Raw genomic sequence first — 20,342 nt, 5'->3', positions numbered from 1 at the left:
TCGGGTCAGACGGGCATCAGCAGCGGGGTCGGCGCTGGGACGGGGGTCAGCGCGATCGCGGGCTTGGTCCCGGTCGGCTGGTTGGGCAGCGGGTCGAGGCGGAAGCGCTGGGCGACCCTGGTCAGCACCAGGTCGCCCTCCAGTTGGGCGAAGGTGTTGCCGACGCACTGGTGCGCGCCCGCGCCGAACGGGAAGTAGGCGAAGCGGTGCCGCTCCTCGCCGGAGAGCCAGCGCTCCGGGAGGAACGCGTCGGGCACCGACCACACGTCGGGGTGGCGGTGGGTCACGTACGACGACACGATCGTCCGCGCCCCGGCGGGCAGCACGTGCCCGCCGACGTCCAGCGGTTCGTCGAGCACCCTTCGCAGCGCCCACGCGGGCGGGTAGAGCCGCAGCGACTCGCGGACGGCGGCGCGCGGCACCCGCAGCTTCCGCAGCAGGTCCCCGGTCGGGTCCCGCTGCCCCACGACGTCGTCGACCTCGGCGCGGAGCTGCTCGGCCACCTCGCCGTTGAGGCTGAGCAGGTGCAGCGCCCAGACCAGCGCGGTGCCGGTGGTCTCCGTGCCCGCGATGAAGATGGACAGCACCTCGTCGACCAGTTCCTCGTCGGAGAACCCGGCCCGGTGTTCCAGCAGCCCGTCGAGGAACGTCGGCTCGGTGCCCGGCCGCCGGGTGCGGGCTCCCAGCGCGTCGCCGATGATCCGGCGCAGCGCGGCGATGTCGGTGCGGTAGCGCCGGTTCGCGGGTGTCGGCCAGGAGCGGGGCGCGGTGGCGAAGGTGAAGAGCTGGTGGTCGACGTAGCCGAGCAGGAAGTCCAGCGCGGCCCGGGCGGCGGCGCGGTCGACGTCGGCGCCGGTGCCGAAGGTGGCCTCGACCATCATCGCCACGGTGATCCGCTTCATCTCGGTGGCCAGGTCGATCCGCTCGCCGGTGCGCCACCGGGTGTCGAGCGCCTCGTCCAGCGGACCGAGCAGCAGCGGGGTCATCGCGGCCAGCCGCTCGGCGCGGAACAGCGGGGTCAGCAGCCTGCGCCTGCGCCCCCAGTCGTCGCCGCTGGGGCTGGTGAACAGGCCCTTGCCGAGCAGTTCGCGCAGGAGCTGCCGGTGCGTGCGGCGGCCGTTCATCAGCACCTGCTTGACGCCCTCGGGGTGGAAGACCGCGTGCAGCGGCCCGGCCAGGCCGAGGTCGAGCTGCACCACGTCGCCGTGGTCGCGGCGGGCCTGGGAGAACATGCCGATGGGGTCGCGCAGGAAGCGCAGGTTCAGCCCCAGCAGCGGCGGCCCGGGGAAGACCGGGATCGCACTCATGGCCGACCGTCCACACTGGACTCCAGCAGGGTCCAGAAGGTGCCGGGGACCTGCTGGACGCGGTCCAGGCGCAGGCCCGCGCCGGTCAGCAGCTCGGTGAACTGGGCGCGGGTGCGGACCGCGCCGCCGAGGTGGGCCAGGGCGTTCATGTCGCCCTCGACGACGGACATGCCCTCCTCGACGCGGTCCGGCGCCATCATCTCGAACACCAGCAGCCTGCCGGTGGCGCCCAGGGCGGCGCGGCAGTTGGCCAGGATGCGCCCGGCCACCGGGTCCGGCCAGTTGGCCAGCACCCGCGACAGCACGTAGACGTCGCCGCCGGGGGGCACGTGCTCGCGGAAGTCGCCGGGGACGAACCGGCACCGGTCCCCGCCCGGCACCGACGCGAGGGTCTGGGTGGCCGACGGCTCGGTCAGCGGCAGCTCGAACAGGGTCCCGGTCGCGGCCGGGGCCAGGGTGAGGATCTCCGCGAGCAGCGAGCCGTTGCCGCCGCCGACGTCGACCACCTCGGTGGCGGTGGAGAAGTCGAACAGGCTGCCGATGAGCGCCGCCGACCCGGCGGGCAGGGCGATCATCCGGTGGTAGTGCTCGGCCAGGACCGGGTCGCGGTCGAGGTGGTCGTAGTAGGGCATCCCGAAGACGTGGTCGAAGGCGATCCCGCCCTCGCGCAGGGCGGTGGTCAGGCCCGAGTAGGCCCGGTAGCTGGCGCCGCCGAAGTAGACCGCCTGCCCGTGCAGCGACCCCGGGTGCGCCGGGTCGAGGTACTCGCCCGCCTCGGTCAGGCCGAACCGGTCGTCGTCGTCCTGGTCGAGTAGGCCCAGGCCGACCAGGGCGCGCAGCACCTGGGTGAGCGGCCGCTCGTGGGCGCCGACGCGGCGGGCGAGGTCGGCGGCGGTGCGCCGGGTGCCCGCCAGGTGCGCGGCCACGCCGAGTTCGGCGGCGGTGTGCACCAGGGCGCTGCGCCGGTAACCCTCGATCATGGTGGAGACCCGCTGCCGGGGGTCGACCCCGGTCCGCGCCCCGGTCACCGCTCGTCCCGGGTGGTGAGGGCGGCCAGGCGGGCGAAGACCGCCTCCGCCAGGGGCACGGCCGCCCCGTCGATCCGCGCGTCGTACAGCATCACCAGCTCCAACCTGTGTTCGGTGTGGTGGGCCTGAAGTGCCAGCCCGAAGTCCGTCCAGTGCTCCCGGGGCGCCTCGGCGACCAGGCCGGGGCCCAGCGCCGGGGCCGGGTCGGCCAGGTCCGCCATCAGCGGCAGGTCCACGGCCCGCTCCAGCGCGGTGTGCGGGAGCAGTTGCTGCCGGTGGTAGGCGGTGAGCGCCTCGGCGTGGGTGCGCCGGACCCGCTCGGCGAAGTCGCCCGCCCCGACCGGGCGCACCACGGCCAGGTTGACGAACCGGCCCACCACCCCGTCCAGCGCCGGGTCGGTGCGCCCGCTCACCGGGACCGCGATGGGCAGCGGCCCGGTGACCGCCTCGGCGCAGTCGGCCAGCACCGCCAGCAGCAGCGAGCGCGCGGGCACCCCGTGTTCCCGGGCCAGCGCGGCGAACCGGGCCGTCCGCGCCTCGTCGAGGACGTGGGTGCGGACCCGCCGGGAACCGCCCGGGGGGACGCGCAGCGCGTCGGGGACGGGGGGCGGGGTGGTGTCGGCGAGCCAGTCGCGGACCGCCGCGTCGACCACCTCGGGGGTCAGCCGCTCGCGCTCCCAGGCGGCGAAGTCCGGGTGGTGCAGCCGCAGCGGCGGCAGCGGGTCCGGGGCGCCCGCGAGCCGGGCCCGGTAGAGGGCGGCGAGGTCGGTGGCGAGCACGCCCGCCGCGGCGCCGTCCACGGCGATCCGGTGCGCCCGCAGCACCAGCCGGTGCCCGTCCTCCACAGTGGACAACTCGGCGGCCAGCAGCCTGCCGGTGCCCAGTGACAGCGGTTCGGTGCTGCCGAGCACGTCGTACGGGTCCACCGGGTGCTGGCGGTCGCCGTCGACCACCACGCGCAGCGCCTCGTGCCGGGCCACCAGGGCGGTCAACGCCTCGGCGAGCGCGTCCTCGTCCACCCCGCCCGCGATCCGGGCCGCCACCGCCAGCTCCACCTCGGCGCCGGTGCCGCCCGCCGCGACCACGGCGGCGACCCGCCGCTGGCTCCACGACAGCGGGGCGTCCGGCGTTTCCCGGCGCCGCAGCGGTGGGGTGTCCGCCCCCGCCTCGACCGCCTCGGCGAGCCGTTCCACGGTGGCGGCGGCGAAGAAGTCGCCCAGCGCCACCGTAACGCCGAAGCGGTCGCGCACGGCGCGGATCAACCGCACCGCCACCAGCGAGTCCCCGCCGAGCTGGAAGAAGTCCGCGTCGGCGGCGACCTCGGGCAGGCCCAGCGCCTCGGCCCACAGCGCGGCCAGCGCCGCCTCCGTGCCCGGCTTCGGCGCCCGGGCACCGGTACCGGGGTCGACCTCGGGCAGCGCCCGGACGTCGACCTTGCCGGTCGGGCTCAGCGGCAGCGCGGGAATGGCCACCACGTGCGCGGGCACGAACGCCGAAGGCAGCCTGCCCGCCACGAACGGCCGCAGCGCCGCCGGGTCCAGCGGCTCGGCGCCCGAGGGGGTCACGTACGCGGTGAGGGCGGGCAGGCCGCGCACCGGGCGCAGCACCGCGACCGCCTCGGCCACCGCCGGGTGCGCCCGCAGCACCCGCTCGACCTCGGCGGGCTCGATCCGCACGCCGTTGACCTTGATCTGCCCGTCGACCCGGCCCGCGAACTCCAGCGTGCCGTCCGGCCGGTGCCGGGCCAGGTCGCCGCTGCGGTACATCCGCGACCCCGGCTCGCCGAACGGGTCCGGCCGGAACCGGGCCGCGGTCTGCCCGCTCGCCCCGGTGTAGCCCAGGGCCAGGCCGGTGCCGCCGATCCACAGCTCGCCGACCGCGCCAGCGGGCACCGGCTCGCCGTGCGCGTCGAGCACCCGGACCCGCTTGCCCGCCACCGGCCGCCCGATCGGCACCTCGGTCTCGGCGCGGTCGCGGGGCAGGGCGTGCGAGGTGGTGTCGATGGTGGCCTCGGTCGGGCCGTACTGGTTGTGCAGGGTGGCGGTGGTGGCCGCGTGGAAGCGGGCCACCAGGTCCGCGCCGAGCCGCTCGCCGCCGCAGAACACGTGCCGCAGCGTGCGCAGCCGCCCGTCGGCGACCTCCAGCGCCCGACCGAGCTGGGCCGGGACGAAGTCGGCGACGGTGATCCCGCGCGCGGCGATCAACTCCACGACGGCGGTCGCGTCGGCGGTCGTCTCCTGGTCGGCCACGACGACCGCGGCCCCGGTCACCAGCGGGCCGAAGAGCTGCCACACCGAGGGGTCGAAGGCGAACGATACGGTGTGCAGCAGCCGGTCGCCCGGGCCCAGCCCGGTCACCGCCCGCCGCCAGTCCAGGTCCGCCGACACCCCGGTGTGCGCGACCGCCACGCCCTTGGGCGCCCCGGTCGACCCCGAGGTGTACATCAGGTACGCCAGGTCACCCGCGCCCACCTCGGGCAGCGCCACCTCGTGTGTCCGGCTCGCACCCAGTCGGTGCTCGGCCACCCCGGTCAGGTCGGGGTCGGAGCCGATGAGCCGGGTGGCCCCGGAGTCGGCGAGCATTCGGCGGCGCCGGTCGGCCGGGTGCGCCGGGTCCAGCGGCAGGAACGCCGCCCCGGCGGTCAGCACCGCCAGCAGCGCCACCACCAGCTCGGCCGAGCGCGGCAGGCACACGGCCACCACCTCGCCGCGCCGCACCCCGGCCGTGACCAGCCCGCGTGCCTCGGCCAGCACCCGTCGCCACAGCTCGGCGTAGGTCAGCTCCTCGTCCCCGAAGACCACAGCGGTGGCGTCCGGGGTGCGCTCGACCTGCGCGGCGACCAGCGCGTGCACCGTCTCCGTGATCCACGGCAGGTCGGCGTGGTCGGCGAGGGATTCCAGGACCGCCGCGCGTTCGCCGTCCGACAGCAGCGGCACCCGGTCGACCGGGACCGTGCTGCCGGGCAGGGTGTGCAGCAGGCGCTCGTAGTGCGCCAGCAGCGCCTCCACGGTCGCGCGGTCGAAGCGGGCGGTGTCGTAGTCCACCAGCACGGTCAACCCACCGCCCTCGCGCACCAGGGACAGCGTCAGCGCGCACTGGGCTGTGCCACGGCCCAACTCCAGCGGTTCGACGCTCAGGCCGGGCAGGTCCGGGGGCGGGGCGGGGGTGTCCTGGAGGGCGAAGAGCACGTCGTAGGACCCGGTCAGGAACCGCTCGGCGGGCACGGCGGCGTGCTCGAAGGCCGCCGCCGCGGTGTGCCGCACCCGTTCGGTGACCTCGGCGAAGCCCGGCGCACCGGACAGGTCGGCCACCAGCGGCACCGTGGCGAACAGCGGCCCGACGACCGACTCCAGCTCCGGCAGCCGCCGCCCGGTCACCGGCACGCCCACGACGAACCGCTCCCCGGCGCCGTAGCGGCTCAGCAGCACCTGGAAGGCACCCAGCAGGCAGGCGAACAGCGGTGTCCCGGTCCGCTCGCGGTGCGCGTCGAGCGCGGCCAGGTCGGCGGTGCGGTGGGTCAGCCGCCCGGAGTGGACGGTGCGGCCCGCCGGGCGGTCGACCGGGAGCTGCACCGCGGTGGACACGCCGTCGAGGCTCGCCCGCCAGTGCGCTTCCGCCCGCTCCTGCTCGCCGTCGGCCAGCCGGGCGCGCAGCCACCGGGCGTAGTCGGCGAACTGGAGGTCGGGTTCGGGCAGCTCGGGGCGCTCGCCGCGGGCCTCGGCGGCGTAGCAGGCGGCCAGGTCGTGCAGCAGCACCGCGTTCGAGGCGGCGTCGGTGGCGATGTGGTGCACCGACAGCATCAGGGCGTGCTCGTCGTCGGGCAGGCTGACCAGCAGCGCGCGCACCGGGGGCTCGGCGGTCAGGTCGAACGGGCGCTCGGCCTCGGCGCGGGCCAGGTCCTCCAGCTCGGCTGGGGTGCCCGTGGTGCGCGAGCGCAGCGGCAGCTCGGCGGTGGTGGGCACAACCTGGCGCAGACCCGCCGGGGTGTCGACGAACCGGGCGCGCAGCACGGCGTGCCGGGCCGGGAGGGCGGCGCAGGCGCGCTCCAGCGCGGCCCGGTCGAGCCTGCCGCGCAGCCGGACCGCGACGAACACCGTGCCCGCCACGTCGTCGGGCACCGCCCGCTGGCGCAGCCAGAAGCGCTCCTGGGTCGGGGTCAGCGGTGCGCCGTCGACCGGTCCGGCGGTGATCGGCGGCAGCTCGGTCGCCTCCGCGCGGTCGACCGCGCCCGCCAGCTCACCCAGGGTCGGGTGGTCGTAGAGGGCGGCCACCGGCAGCCGGACGCCGAACTTGGCGGCCAGCTCGTCGAGCACCCGCATCCCGACCAGCGAGTGCCCGCCCAGTTGGAAGAACGACTGGTCGCGGGTCACGCCCTCGACGCCCAGCAGCCGCTCCCACACCGCCGCGACGACCTGCTCGGTGCCCGTCCCCGGCTCCTGCCGCGCTGTTTCTCCTGGCGCCCGGCGGATGACCTGGGTGGGGGCGGCGTCGCCGCGGACGGTGTGGCGGGTGCGCTGGAAGGCGTAGCCGGGCAGGCCGGTGCGGCGGCGGCGCTGACCGCGGTGCAGCCCCGACCAGTCCAGCGGGACCCCCGCGCACCACAGGGCGGCGGCGGTCTCCACGAGGGTGGCCGCGTCGTGCCGCTCGGCGCCCGCGGTCGGCAGGCTCTGCCGGGCACCGGGACCGGCCAGCTCGGACAGGGACCGGCCCGGGCCGACCTCCACCATCGGCAGGCCGCGCACCGCGGCCACCGCGTCGGCGAAGCGCACCGGGGCGCGTAGCTGCCGCCCCCAATACCCGGGGTCGACCTCGGTCATCGGCTCGCCGGTCACCGTGGAGTGCAGTGGAATCCGCGCCGGGGCGTGCGCCAGGGTGGCCGCCACCGCCGCCACCTCGGCGGCGGCGGGGGCCATGGCGGAGGTGTGGAAGGCGTGCGAGGTGCGCAGCAGCCGGGTGCGGATGCCGCGGGCGGCGCAGTCCTCGGCGAACGCGGCGACGGCGGCGGCCGGACCCGCGACGGTGGTCTGCGCGGTGGCGTTGACGGCGGCGACCTCCACCCCCGGCGGCAGGTCGCCCAAGTCGCCTGAGATGTCCGCGCCCACGGCGAGCATCGCCCCCGGCGGGCAGGCCGCGATGGCCCGGCCCCGGGCGACGACCAGGGCCAGCGCGTCGTCGCGGGTGAGGACCCCGGCGACGCAGGCGGCGACCAGTTCACCCACGCTGTGCCCGACCACGGCCGCCGGGCGCACGCCCCAGGACTCCCACAGCCGGGCGAGCGCGTACTCCACGGCGAACAGCGCGGGCTGGGTGAACTCGGTGCGCCGCAACAGCTCCGGGTCGGCCAGCGCGGCGCGCAGGTCGGTGCCCAGGTCGGCGGCGATGCCCAGGCACGCGTCGAACTCGGCCCGGAACACCGGTTCGGTCTCGCGCAACCCGGAACCCATGCCCGGGTACTGCGACCCCTGCCCCGAGAACAGGAAGACGACCGGCGACACACCCTCCACTGTGGAATGCCCTGTGGTGCGCAACCGCTCGGCGGCCTCGGCGCCGGTGCGGGCGGCCACGGCGAGCCGGTGGCCGAAGACCTGCCTGCCGGTTTGCAGCGTGTGCGCGGCGTCGGCGAACTCGGCGCCGGTCAGGGGCGCGAGCGCGTCGGCGAGCCGCGCCGCCGCGTCGGACAACGCCTCCGGGGTCCGCGCGCTGAGCGGGACAAGCTGCCACGGGCGGTGCCCGTCCGGCGCGGGGCGCGCGGGGGCCTCCTCCAGCACCACGTGCGCGTTGGTGCCGCCGATGCCGAACGAGCTGACCCCGGCCCGCCCGGACCAGGGGCGCGGCTCGGCGCTGACCCGGAACCGGGTGTCGGCCAGGCCCAGTTCCGGGTTGGCGGTGCGGAAGTGCAGGGTCGCGGGCACCACCCGGGTGCGCACCGCCTGCACGGCCTTGATCAGCGAGGCGACCCCGGCGGCGGCGTCGAGGTGGCCGATGTTGGTCTTCACCGAGCCCAGTACGCAGTCGCGGCCAGGGCCCAGCGCCTCGGCCAGCGCGGCCACCTCGATCGGGTCGCCCAGCCGGGTGCCGGTGCCGTGCGCCTCGACGTACCCGACGGTCGCCGGGTCGGTGCCCGCGGCGGCGTGCGCGGCGCGGATGACCTCGACCTGACCGCCGACCGAGGGCGCGGTGTACCCGGCCTTGGCGGCGCCGTCGTTGTTGACCGCCGACCCGCGCACCAGCGCCAGCACCCGGTCGCCGTCGGCCAGCGCGTCGTCGAGCCTGCGCAGCACCACCGCGCCGACACCGTCACCGGAGACCATGCCGGTGGCACCCGCGTCGAACGCCCGGCAGCGGCCGTCGGGGGACACCATGCCGTCACCTCGGCTGGGCAGGGCGGACGCGGAGCCGCCGCGCACCGACACCCCGCCCGCCACGGCCAGGTCGCACTCCCCGGCCAGCAGCGCCTGCACCGCCAGGTGCACCGCCACCAGCGAGGTCGAGCACGCCGACTGCACCACGACGGCGGGGCCGCGCAGGTCGAGCCGGTGCGCGACCCGAGTGGCCAGGTAGTCCTTGTCGCAGCCGATGACAAGCTGCGACTCGTCCAGGTCGGCGGTGTGCCGGGGGCTGGCCAGCACGTCGAGCAGGTAGGTGCTCAGCCCGGAACCCGCGTACAGCCCGGTCACCGGCCTGCGGGCGGGGTCGCCGTGCCCGGCGTCGTCCAGGGCCGCGTGCACGCACTCCAGGAACACCCGGTGCTGCGGGTCGGTGCGCTCGGCCTCCAGCGGGCTGAACCCGAAGAACCCGGCGTCGAACAGCTCCGCGTCCGCCAGCACCCCGCGCGGCCCGGCGCCCGGGGTGTCGGTCACCGAGTCGACCCCGGCGAGCAGGTTGGCCCAGAACGCCCCGACGTCCCCGGCCCCGGGGAAGCGGCCCGCCATGCCGATCACCGCGATGGCGTCCACCGGGGTCTCCGGTGCCGGGGCGGCCCCGGCGGGGTCGGCACCGGGCAGGTGCGTGGTCACGGTGCCTCCATCGGCTCGGTGCGGTCGGGCACCCGCGCGGCGCGGGCGCGGCGGCGGGTCAGCCGGGCGCGGCCGGAGCCGGGGTCGACCGCGGGGGAGTCGGTCCGGTGCGGACCGCCGGAGAGGTAGGCCGCCAGCGTGCGGACGGTCGGGTAGCGGAACAGGTCGACCACCCGCAGGTCCGCGCGCATCGGCCGCAGCAGCTCGCACGCCTGCACCAGCAGCAGCGAGTGCGCGCCCAGCTCGAAGAAGCTGTGGTCGACACCGATGCCCCCGGTGCCCAGGAGCTGCCGCAGCACCTCGCTCACCCGTTCCTCGGCGGGGGTGGTGGGGGCGGCGCTGTGCACGGCCACCGGGGTCGGCGCGGGCAGGGCCTGGGCGTCGACCTTGCCGTTGGGGGTCAACGGGAGGGCGGGCAGCGCGACCAGGTGCGCGGGGCGCAGCCAGTCGGGCAGGTGCCCGGCCAGGTGCGCCCGCAGCTCGGCGGCGGGGGCGTCGGCGACGGTGTAGGCCACCAGTTCGGGGCCGCCCGGGCCCTCGCGCACCACCGTGTGCGCGGCGGTGACGGCGGGGTGGCGCAGCAGGGTCGCGGTGACCTCGTCCGGTTCGACCCGGTAGCCGCGGATCTTGACCTGGGTGTCGACCCGGCCGCGGAAGGACAGCCGCCCGTCGGCGGCGCGGTGCGCCAGGTCGCCGGTGCGGTAGGCGCGGGCCCCGGGGGCACCGTGCGGGTCGGGGCGGAAGCGGCTCGCGGTGAGCCGCGCGTTGCGCAGGTAGCCGCGGGCCAGGCCGGACCCGGTCAGCCACACCTCGCCGACCACGCCGTCCGGGCAGGGCTCCAGCCGGGCGTCCAGGACGTGCGCCCCGGAGCCGGGGATCGGCGCCCCGATCGACACGGCGGTGCCGGGCGACAGGCGGGCGGCGGTGCTCCAGACGGTGTTCTCGGTCGGCCCGTACTCGTTGTACAGCGCCACGTCCGGGCAGGTCCGGTGGTGCAGGTCCACCAGCGCCGGGTCGACCGGCTCACCCGCCACGGCGACCACTCGCAGCGCGCCGGGAGCGCCCTCGAACCGCGCCATCAGCAGCCGCCAGAGCGAGGGCAGGCAGACCAGGTGGCTGGCCGAGGGCCTGCGCAGCAACGATTCCAGGTGGTCCAGGTCGAGCTGTGCGCCGTCGGCAGGCAGGTGCAGTTCGGCGCCCGCGGTGAGGCTCCAGAAGATCGACGCCACGGAGGTGTCGAACGCGGGGGAGGACACCAGCACGAACCCGCGGACCGGACCGTCGTAGACGCTCGACCGGGCCGCGGTGGAGGAGGCCAGGTTCGCGTGGGTGACGGCGACGCCCTTGGGGGTGCCGGTGGAACCGGAGGTGTAGATGACGTACGCGAGGTTCCCCGGGTGCACGGTGACCGGGTCGTCGGCCGTCGCGGGCAGCGGTATGTCCAGCGGGACCGCGGTGACCCCGGCCAGTTCGGGCAGTGGCGCGTCGAACAGCACCACCGGCGGGCGGGCGTCCTCGACGATCGCCCGCACCCGGGCGGGCGGGTAAGCCGGGTCCAGCGGCAGGTAGGCGCCGCCCGCGCGCAGGATGGCGACGATCCCGACCACCAGGCCGGTGCCGCGGTGGGCGTGCAGGCCGACCAGGGTGTCCGGGCCGACGCCGAGCCCCCGCAGGTGCGCGGCCAGGTCGCGGGTGCGGCGGTCCAGCTCGCCGTAGGTCAGGGCGCCGGAGTCGTCGCGCAGCGCGACCGCGTTCGGCGCCTCGGCCACCCGCGCGGCGAACTCGTCGAGCACGAGGACGTGCGCGTCGGGGGTGGCCTCGGTGGTGCCCGAGGCGATGGCGCGGTCGCGGGCCTCGGGTGAGAGCAGGGGCAGCGCGTCCACGGCGGTCCCCGGTGCGGCGACCGCGGCGGCGGTGAGCACGGTGAAGCACTCGGCGAACCGGGCGGTGGTGGCCGCGTCGAACAGCTCCGTCGGGTACTCCCAGCGCAGCTCCAGCCCGCCCGCCCGGTCCTGGTGCACGGCCAGGGTCAGGTCGGCCTTGGCCGTGCCGGTGTCCTCGCCCGCCGTGGTGACCGCGTGCCCGGCGGCGGTGCGCTCGCCGCGCTCGTGCCGCAGGGTGAGCATGGCCTGGAACAGCGGGTTGCGGGTGTGGTCGCGCGGCAGCCGCAGCTCGTCGACGATCTCCTCGAACGGCAGGTCCTGGTGCTCCTGCGCCTCGACGAGCGTGCGGTGGCAGCGGTCGAGCAGCACCGCGAACGGGGTCGACGGCTCGACCGGCGTGCGCAGGGCCAGCGTGTTGGCCAGGAAGCCGACGACGGAGGCCAGTTCGGTCCCGGTGCGGTTGGCCACCGGGGTTCCCACGACCACATCGGACTGTCCACTGAGGCGGGACAGGAGAACGGTGTAGGCGGCGTAGAGGGCGGCGAAGACGGTGGTGCCGTGGGCTGCGGCGAGGTCGCGCAGACCCGCGGCGACCTCGGCGGGCAGGGCGTGGGTGTGCTGGGCGCCGCGCACGGCGGGGCCCGCGGGGCGGGGGCGGTCGGTGGGCAGCAGCAGGGCCGCGGGCGGGTCGGCGAGCCGGGTCCGCCAGTAGCCCAGTTGCCGGTCGCGTTCGCCGCCGGAGAGCAGGTCGGCCTGCCACAGAGTGTGGTCGGCGCACTGCGCCGGCGCACCGGTCGGCGGGGTGCCGTCCAGGGTGGCGACCAGCTCGTCCAGCAGCAGGTCCAGCGACCAGCCGTCGCAGATGATGTGGTGCAGCACGAGCAGCAGCTCGGTGGAGTCGGCGTGTTCGACGACCGCGGCCCGCACCAGCGGACCCCCGGCCAGGTCGAACGGCGCGTCCCGCCACGCCGCCACGCCCTCCGCGTCGAGCACGGGCAGCGGGACCGGCGCGGGTTCGGCGACGTGCTGCACCGGGCCGTCGGCGTCGTGCGGGAACGTCGTGCGCAGCGCCTCGTGCCGGGCGCGAAGCCCGTCCAGGGCGGCGGCGAGCCGGGCGCGGTCGATCCGCGGGCTGACGCGGACCGAGACGGGGACCGCGTAGGCGCCGGGCGCGAGCTGCTCCAGGAACCACAGCCTGCGCTGCGCCGGGGACAGCGGCAGCCGGTCGGGCCGGGGCCGCCGGGCGGGCGCGGGTGCGCCCCCGGTGGTGCCCCCGGTGGTGTTGAGGTGCGCGGCGAGGGCGCCGACCGTGGGGTGGTCGAAGACCGCGCGCAGCGGCAGCCCGAGGCGGGCCGCCAGCCGGGTGGCCAGCAGGGAGTGCCCGCCGCGGCGGAAGAAGTCGTCGGCGGTGGAGTCGACCGGGACCTCCAGCAGCTCCGCGAACAGCCCCGCGACCAGGTGTTCGGCCGCGGTCCGCGGCGGGGTGGGCGGCGCGGGGGCGGTGGTCGGGGTCGGGAGGCGGCGGGTGTCGAGCTTGCCATTGACGGTCAGCGGCAGTTCGTCGAGCGGCAGCAGGTGGGCCGGGCGCATCCAGGCGGGCAACTGCTCGCCGAGGTGGGCGGCCAGCGCGTCGGCGGCGGGCTCACCAGCCCAGACCACATAGGACACGATGTCGCCGTCCGGGCCGAGCACGGTGTGCGCCGAGCGGACGCCGGGGTGGCGCACCAGGACGGCGGTCACCTCGCCGAGTTCCACCCGGTAGCCGTTGACCTTGGTCTGCTGGTCGGCGCGGCCGTGGAAGTGCAGCACGCCGCCCGGGTCGCGGTGGGCCAGGTCGCCGGTGTCGTACACCCGCGCACCCGGCTCGCCGTACGGGTCCGGGCGGAACCGCTGCGCGGTGAGCCGGGGATTGCCCAGGTAGCCGCGGCTGACCCCGGCGCCGGACAGGTGCAACCGGCCGATCACGTGGTCGGGTGCGGGCAGCAGCGACGGCTCCAGCACGACGGCGCCGGTCCCGGGTACAGCGGTGCCGATGGGCGTGCTGGTCGCGGTGGTGTCGATGGGTGCGGTGGTGGCGTAGACGGTGGCTTCGGTGGGTCCGTAGCCGTTGATGTGCCGGGTGTTCGGGAGTTGGTGCAGGAGTTCGCGCAGGGCGGGGGAGATGGCTTCGCCGCCGAGCATCAGCGTCGTGAGGCCGGACAGCGCGGAGGTGTCGCGGGTGAGCAGTTTCGTGGCGTAGGACGGGGTGGTTTGCAGGTGCGTGACCCCGGGCAGGGCCGCCGACTCGTCGCCCGCGTCGGGGAGGACGACGGTGGCGCCGGTGGTCAGCGTCCAGATGAGTTCGACCACGGAGATGTCGAACGCCGGGCTGGTCAGCGCGAGCCAGGTCTGCGGTTCGGGGGTGCCCAGCAGGTCGTCCACGGCGTGCAGCAGGTTCGCCAGGTTCGCGTGCGTGACCGCCACGCCCTTGGGCACACCGGTCGAACCGGAGGTGTAGAGGACGTAGGCCAGCGATGCCGGGTGCGGGTCCACGCCCGGGTCGGTCGCGGCAGGCTGATCGGCTGAGTGGTCGGCGCCCAGGTCAAGCACCGGCACGTCGGTCGTCGGCGCCGGGCCCGCCGCCGGTTCGGTGAGGACGACGACCGGGTTCGCGTCGTCGGTGATCCGGCGCAGCCGGGCGGGCGGGTGCGTGGGGTCCAGCGGCAGGTAAGCGGCGCCGGTGAGCAGGGTCGCCCACAGCCCGACCACGGTGTCCACCCCGCGCACGCTGTGCAGGCCCACCAACGACTCCGGCCCGGCGCCTTCGGCGCGCAACCGGGCGGCGAGGGCGTGCACGCGGTCGGCCAGTTCGGCGTAGGTCAGCGTCCGGCCGCCCTGCACGAGCGCGGTCCGGTCGCCGTGGCGGGCCAGCGCAGCGCGCCAGCGGGTCAGGACGCCGGTCGTGCCCGCCGGGGTGCGGTGCCCGACCGCCGCCGCCCGCTGCACGCCGGTCAGCACCGGCAGTGCGCTCACCGGAGTGGCGGGGGCGTCGGCGATCGCGGCGAGCAGGGTGCGCAGGTGACCGGCGAACCCGGCCACGGTGGCGGGGGTGAACAGTTGGGTGCGGTACTCCCAGCGCAGGCCGGGCGCGGGCCCGTCGATCCCGACGACCTCCACCGACAGGTCGAACTTGGCGGTACCGGTGTCGACCGCGCTCGCCCGGTACTCCACCCCGTCGGCGGTGACCACCCCGGGCAGCTCCGGCCGCACCGAGAGCATGGTCTGGAACACCGGGTGCGCGTCCGGGTCCGCGACCGCGCCCAGCTCCCGCACGACGTGCTCGAACGGCACGTCCTGGTGCTCGTGCGCGCCCAGCACCGCGTCCCTGGCCCGGGCCACCAGCTCGGCGGCGGTCGGGTCGTCGGACAGGTCCAGCCGCAGCGCCACGGTGTTGAGGAACAGCCCCACCAGCGGCTCCAGCGCCGGGTCCGGGCGGTGTGAGACCGGGGTGCCGATCAGCACGTCGGTGCTCCGGGACAGCCTGCCCAGCAGGGCCGCGTAGGCGGCGGCCACCACCATGAACAGGGTCGCGCCCCGCTCGGCGGCGAACGCGCGCAGCCGCTCGGTGAGGTCGGCGTCGAGGACCTGGTGGTGGTTGGCGCCGCGGCCGTCGGAGCCGACCGGGCGCGGGTGGTCGGTGGGCAGCCGCAGCGCGTCGGGCAGGTCGGCCAGCCGGGTCCGCCAGTGCGCCAGGTGCGCGGTGTGGTCGTGGTCCGCCTCGGCCAAGGTGTAGTCGGCGTACTGCAACGGCAGCGGCTCGGCGGTCGCACCGGTCAGCTCCGCCAGCAGCACGCCCAGCGACCAGCCGTCGCAGACGATGTGGTGCACGGCGACGAGCAGTTCGTACCCGGTGTCGACCGGCACCAGCGCAGCGCGCAGCAGCGGCCCGGTGGCCAGGTCGAACGGCCGGTCGACCAGCTCCCGCCGCTCCTCGGCGGTGATCACCGGCAGCGGCACCGGGCCCGCGGGGTGGACCACCTGGTGGGGGCCGTCCTCGTCGTGCGGGAACGCCGTGCGCAGCGCCTCGTGCCTGGCCACCAGCGCGTCCAGCCGGGCGCCCAGCTCGGCCGGGTCGACCTCGCCGGTGATCCGCACCGCGCCCGCGATGACGTAGGCGTCCTTCGTGGACAGTTGGGCCTGGACCCAGATCCGGCGCTGCGCCGCCGACAGCGGCAGCCGGGCGGGCCGGGGCAGCGGCAGCGACGCGGTGTCGCCGCGGGGGCAGGTGTCCAGGTGCGCGGCCAGGTCGGCGATCGTGGGGTGCTCGAACACCGCCCGCACCGACAGCTTCCTGCCCAGCGCGGCGCGCACCCGGGCGGCGAGCTGCGCGGCGAGCAGCGACTGCCCGCCGGAGGCGAAGAAGTCGTCGTCGCGCCCCGGCTCGGCGGTGCCCAGCAGCCGCGCCCAGATCGTGGCCAGCACCTGCTCGGTGGCGCCCTCCGGTGCCCGGTGCGCGCGCACCGCCCGGTCGGGCAGCGGCAGCCGGGCGGTGTCGAGCTTGCCGTTGACGGTCAGCGGCAGCTCCGGCAGCGCCACCAGGTGCGCGGGGTGCATCCACGTCGGCAGCAGGCCGCGCAGGTGTGCGCGCAGCTCGGCCTCGTCCGCGTCGCCGACGAGGTAGGCGGTGATCTCCGGGCCCGGGGTAAGGGCGGTGTGCGCGGCGCGGACGGCCGGGTGGGCGGTGAGCGCGGCGGTGATGTCGCCCAGTTCGACCCGGTAGCCGTTGACCTTGGTCTGCTGGTCGGCGCGGCCGTGGAAGTGCAGCACACCATCGGGTTCGGCGTGCGCGAGGTCGCCGGTCCGGTACACCCGCGCGCCGGGCTCGCCGTGCGGGTCGGGGGTGAAGCGGGCGGCGGTGAGCCGCGGGTTGCCCAGGTAGCCGCGGGCCACCCCGGCACCGCCGAGGCACAGTTCGCCGGTGGTGGGGGTGATCGCCAGCGAGCGGTCCAGCGGGCGCGCGGTCACCCCGGGCACGGGCAGGCCGATGGGGGTGGTGGTCGCGGTGGTGTTGATGGGGGCGGTGGTGGCGTAGACGGTGGCTTCGGTGGGTCCGTAGCCGTTGATGTGTCGGGTGTCGGGGAGTTGGTGCAGGAGTTCGCGCAGGGCGGGGGAGATGGCTTCGCCGCCGAGCATCAGCGTGTTGAGCCCGGCCAGCGCGGAGGCGTCCTGCGTGAGCAGTTTCGTGGCGTAGGACGGGGTGGTTTGCAGGTGGGTGATGCCGTCGAGCTGGTCGGTGACCGGGGAGTCGTCGGGGAACACGACGGTCGCGCCGGTGGTCAGCGTCCAGATGAGTTCGACCACGGAGATGTCGAAGGCCGTGCTGGTCAGCGCCAACCAGGTCTGCGGGTCGTGCCCGGCGAGCAGCTCGTCCATGGCGACCAGCAGGTTCGCCAGGTTCGCGTGCGTGACCGCCACGCCCTTGGGCACGCCGGTCGAGCCGGAGGTGTAGAGGACGTAGGCGAGGTTGTCCGGGAGCGGGGCGGTCCGCTGGACCCCTGAGTCCACATCGGACCTGTCGGTGAGCGGGATCGTGCGCGCGGGGAGTTCGGGCAGGTCCGGCTCGGCGAGGACCACCACCGGGTCCGCCGCGGCGACGATCTGCTCCAGCCTGCGCGGCGGGTGCGTCGGGTCCAGCGGCAGGTACCCCGCGCCGGTGTGCAGGACCGCCCACAACCCGACAACGGTGTCGATGCCCCGGCCCGCGTGCAGGCCCACCAGTGCCTCCGGCCCGGCGCCCAGCGCGACCAGCCGGTCCGCCAGCGCGTGCACCCGGGCGGACAGCTCCGCGTAGGTGACGGTGTCCGCCCCCGCGCGCAGGGCCGTGCGGTCGGCGAACCGGCGGGTGGCGCGGGCGAAGCGCGACAGCACCGACGGCGCCCTGGTGACCGGGAGCCCCTCGCCCAGGTCGGCGCGGGCGGTGATCTCGGCGGCGGTCAGCAGCGGCAGGTGGTCGACCGGCCACTCCGGCCGGTCGGCGATCCCCTGGAGCAGCACGGTGAACCAGCCCGCGAACCCGGCGATCGTCGCCTCGTCGAACAGGGCCGTGCGGTACTCCCAGCGCAGCGCGAACTCCACGCCGGTGTCCTCGACGTCCAGCGACAGGTCGAACTTCGCCGTCCCGGTGTGCAGCTCGCGGGCGGTGGCCCCGGCCCGCTCGGCGCGGCGGCGCACCGTCAGCAGCGTCTGCGCCAGCGGGGCCGCCCCCGGCGCCCGGGTGGGCACCAGCGCGTCCACCAGTTCGTCGAAGGGCAGGTCCTGGTTGCGCTGCGCGTCGAGCAGGGTGTCGCGGCAGCGGCGCAGCAGCACCCCGAACGTCGGGGCATCGCCGAGGTCGGTGCGCAGCGCGAGGGTGTTGACGAAGAAGCCGACCAGCCGGTCCAGCGCCGGGTCGGGGCGGTTGGCGACCGGGGTGGCCACCACGACGTCGGTCTGCCCGGTGATCCGGGACAGGAAGGTGGCGTAGGCGGCGTGCAGCACGACGAACGTGGTCACGCCGTGCGCGCGGGCGACCCCGGCGAGCGCGGACCGCACCTCGGCGGGCACGACGTGCTCGTGCACCGCGCCCGCGCCGTCGACCCCGGTGCGCGCGTGGTCCACCGGCAGCTCCAGCGGCGCGGGCACCTCGGCGAAGCGCTCCCGCCAGTGCGCGAGCTGCCGCTCCCGCTCCCCGGAGTCGAGCAGCCGGTGGTGCCACAGGCTGTAGTCCGCGTACTGCACGGGCGGCGGGGCCGGGTCCTCTGCGGTCAGCTCGTCCAGCACCACGTCGAGGGACCAGCCGTCGCAGACGATGTGGTGCGCGGCCAGCACCAGGTCGCGGCCGACCACGGCGGCGCGCACCAGCGGGCCCCGGGCCAGGTCGAACGGTTCGGCGGTCAGCGCCGCGACCGCGTCCGCGCCCTCGGGCAGCGTCGCCACCTCGACCCACCCGGCGGGCAGGACGTGCTGGTACGGGCCGTCGACGTCGGAGGGGAAGACGGTGCGCAGGACCTCGTGCCGCTCGGCCACCCGCGACAGGCGCGCGGCCAGGTCGGCGGCGTCGGGCTCCTCCGGCAGCCGGATCGCGCCCACCAGCACGTACGCGCCGGGGTCGAGCTGGTCGAGCACCCACATCCGGCGCTGCGCCGCCGACAGCGGCAGCCGGTCGGGCCGTTCCCCGGCGGTGACGGCGGCGCGGGCCGGGCCCGCGGCGGACTCGGCCAGCTCGCGCAGCGTGCGCCCGGCGAGGATGTCGCCCACCGGCAGCACGACGCCCAGGGCCGTCTCCGCCTCGTGCGCCAGGCCGATCGCCAGCAGCGAGTCGAAGCCCAGCTCCAGCGGTGCGGTGTCGGGGTCCAGCCCGGCGGGGTCGCGCTCCAGCAGGCGCGCGGCGATGGCGGTCAGGGTCTGCAGGGCGCTCACCGGCCCGCCCCCCGCTCCGCCGGTTCGAGCAGGTCCAGCGCACCGTCGAGGAACAGCGCCCGGCACTCCTGGCGGCGCAGCTTGCCGTTGGCGGTGCGCGGCAGGGCGCGCGCCCGGACCGCGACGACGGTGTGCACGTGCAGCCCCAGTTCCTCGGCGACGGCGCGGCGGATCGCGGCGGCGGCGTCGGCGACGCCCGCCGGGTCCTTGCGCTGGAACATCTCCGCCACCACGACCAGCCGCTCGGCGTCGGGGCCGGGCACGGTGAACACCGCGCTGCCGTGCGCCCGCACCAGGTCGTGGGCGCGCTCGGCGCACGCCTCCACGTCCTGCGGGTAGTGGTTGCGGCCCCTGATGATCAACACGTCCTTGAGCCGACCGGTGATGTAGAGCTGCCCGTCGGCGATCACGCCGAGGTCGCCGGTGCGCAGGAACGGTTCGGTGGAACCGGGCAGCCGCAGCTCGAACCGGTCGGCGGCGACGCCGTTCCAGTAGCCCGCCGCCACGCTCGCCCCGGCCACGACGACCTCGCCCACCTCGCCCTCGGGCAGCTCGGTGTCCCCGTCCTGGCGCACCACGCGGACGTCGAGGCCCTTGGGGAGCCCACCGCACCCGACGTGTTCGGTGACGGCCCCCGGACTGTCGTCGCCGACCACCCGGGTGACGGGCTCGGTCCCCACCGGTCCGCCGCTGACGAACAGGGTCGTCTCGGCGAGGCCGTAGCAGGGGAACCACGACGACCGTCGGAAACCACGCGGTGCGAAGGTCTCGGTGAACCGGTCCAACGTGCCCGGCCGGATCGGCTCGGACCCGCTGAAGGCCACCTGCCAGCCGCTCAGGTCCAGGTCGTCGGCGTCGTCGGGGCGGTAGCGGCGGGCGCACAGCTCGTAGGCGAAGTCGGGGCCGCCGCTGACCGTGGCGCCGAACCGGGAGACCAGCCGCAGCCAGCGCATCGGCTGCTGCAGGAACTCCAGCGGCGGGGTCAGCACCCCGGGGAAACCGGAGAACAGCGGTTGCAGCACCCCGCCGACCAGGCCCATGTCGTGGTACGGCGGCAGCCAGCTGACCAGCGTCGACTCCGCGCCCAGCCGCATCCGGTCGGCGATGACGGCCGAGTTGTGCAGCAGGTTCGCGTGGCTGACCAGCACGCCCTTGGGTGCGCCTGTCGACCCCGAGGTGTACTGCAGGAACGCCGGTGTGGTGGCGACCGGGTCCACGTCGGTGCTCCCGCCGGGCGCGGTGAGCGCGGCGGCGTCGACCCGGGTCAGCCGGTCGAACACCGGGTCGCCCGCGGGCAGCAGGGCCAGGACCGCGGCGTCGGCGACCACGGCCACCGGCTCAGCGTCCACGGCGATCCCGCGCAGCCGCGCCAGGTTCTTCTCGGTCACCGGCGGATAGCTCGGCACCGCGATGACACCGCAATGCAGGGCGGCGAGGAATGCGACCACGAAACGCTCACCCGGCCCCGGCATCAGCAGTACCCGGTCGCCGGGGCGGGCGTGCTCCCGAAGTGCCGCCGCGGCGGCGAGTACGCTTTGGTGGAGTCGGCGATAGGAAACCGTGTCGGTGTCACCGCCCGTAATGAAATGGTAAGCGGTTCGCTCTGGCGTTTCCTCCGCCCGGCGGGTAAGGATTTCGCCGAAGAAGTCGTCGGGCAACGTTCGCATGATG

5 protein-coding genes are annotated in these 20,342 nt (G+C 76.0%); all 5 read right to left on the bottom strand.

Annotated elements, in window-relative coordinates; translation table 11 throughout:
* Positions 1-5: 5 nt before the first annotated feature.
* Genes L6E12_RS33625 through L6E12_RS33595 form a run of 5 tightly spaced genes read right to left on the bottom strand, consistent with a single transcriptional unit; the run spans position 6 to position 20,338 of the window.
* On the bottom strand, positions 6-1,307 hold the full coding sequence (locus L6E12_RS33625) for a cytochrome P450 (RefSeq protein WP_236231951.1): 1,302 nt from the start codon (positions 1,305-1,307) through the stop codon (positions 6-8).
* A complete protein-coding gene (locus tag L6E12_RS33620) occupies positions 1,304-2,335 on the bottom strand; it encodes an acetylserotonin O-methyltransferase (RefSeq protein WP_236231950.1) in 1,032 nt (343 codons plus the stop codon). Before L6E12_RS33620 ends, L6E12_RS33625 begins: the two co-directional genes overlap by 4 nt.
* Positions 2,332-9,351 carry a non-ribosomal peptide synthetase/type I polyketide synthase gene (locus L6E12_RS33615; RefSeq protein ID WP_308075429.1) on the bottom strand — a complete coding sequence of 2,340 codons (7,020 nt, stop codon included), beginning with the start codon at positions 9,349-9,351 and terminating at the stop codon, positions 2,332-2,334. Before L6E12_RS33615 ends, L6E12_RS33620 begins: the two co-directional genes overlap by 4 nt.
* Positions 9,348-18,671 carry a non-ribosomal peptide synthetase gene (locus L6E12_RS33600; protein WP_308075428.1) on the bottom strand — a complete coding sequence of 3,108 codons (9,324 nt, stop codon included), beginning with the start codon at positions 18,669-18,671 and terminating at the stop codon, positions 9,348-9,350. The genes L6E12_RS33615 and L6E12_RS33600 overlap by 4 nt, the downstream gene beginning before the upstream one ends.
* Complete coding sequence (locus tag L6E12_RS33595; protein ID WP_236231949.1) at positions 18,668-20,338, bottom strand: fatty acyl-AMP ligase; 1,671 nt, start codon at positions 20,336-20,338, stop codon at positions 18,668-18,670. Before L6E12_RS33595 ends, L6E12_RS33600 begins: the two co-directional genes overlap by 4 nt.
* Positions 20,339-20,342: the final 4 nt, after the last annotated feature.

This window comes from Actinokineospora sp. PR83 (assembly GCF_021056305.1).
GTDB classification, from domain to species: domain Bacteria; phylum Actinomycetota; class Actinomycetes; order Mycobacteriales; family Pseudonocardiaceae; genus Actinokineospora; species Actinokineospora spheciospongiae.
Note: the sequence above shows the minus strand (reverse complement) of the source record. Positions and strands in the feature narration are given on the sequence as shown.

What these genes read in the sequence shown, in the direction of transcription:
- L6E12_RS33595 (WP_236231949.1), bottom strand. Translation starts at nt 20,338, where the DNA reads ATGCGAACGTTGCCCGACGACTTCTTCGGCGAAATCCTTACCCGCCGG.
- L6E12_RS33625 (WP_236231951.1), bottom strand. Translation starts at nt 1,307, where the DNA reads ATGAGTGCGATCCCGGTCTTCCCCGGGCCGCCGCTGCTGGGGCTGAAC.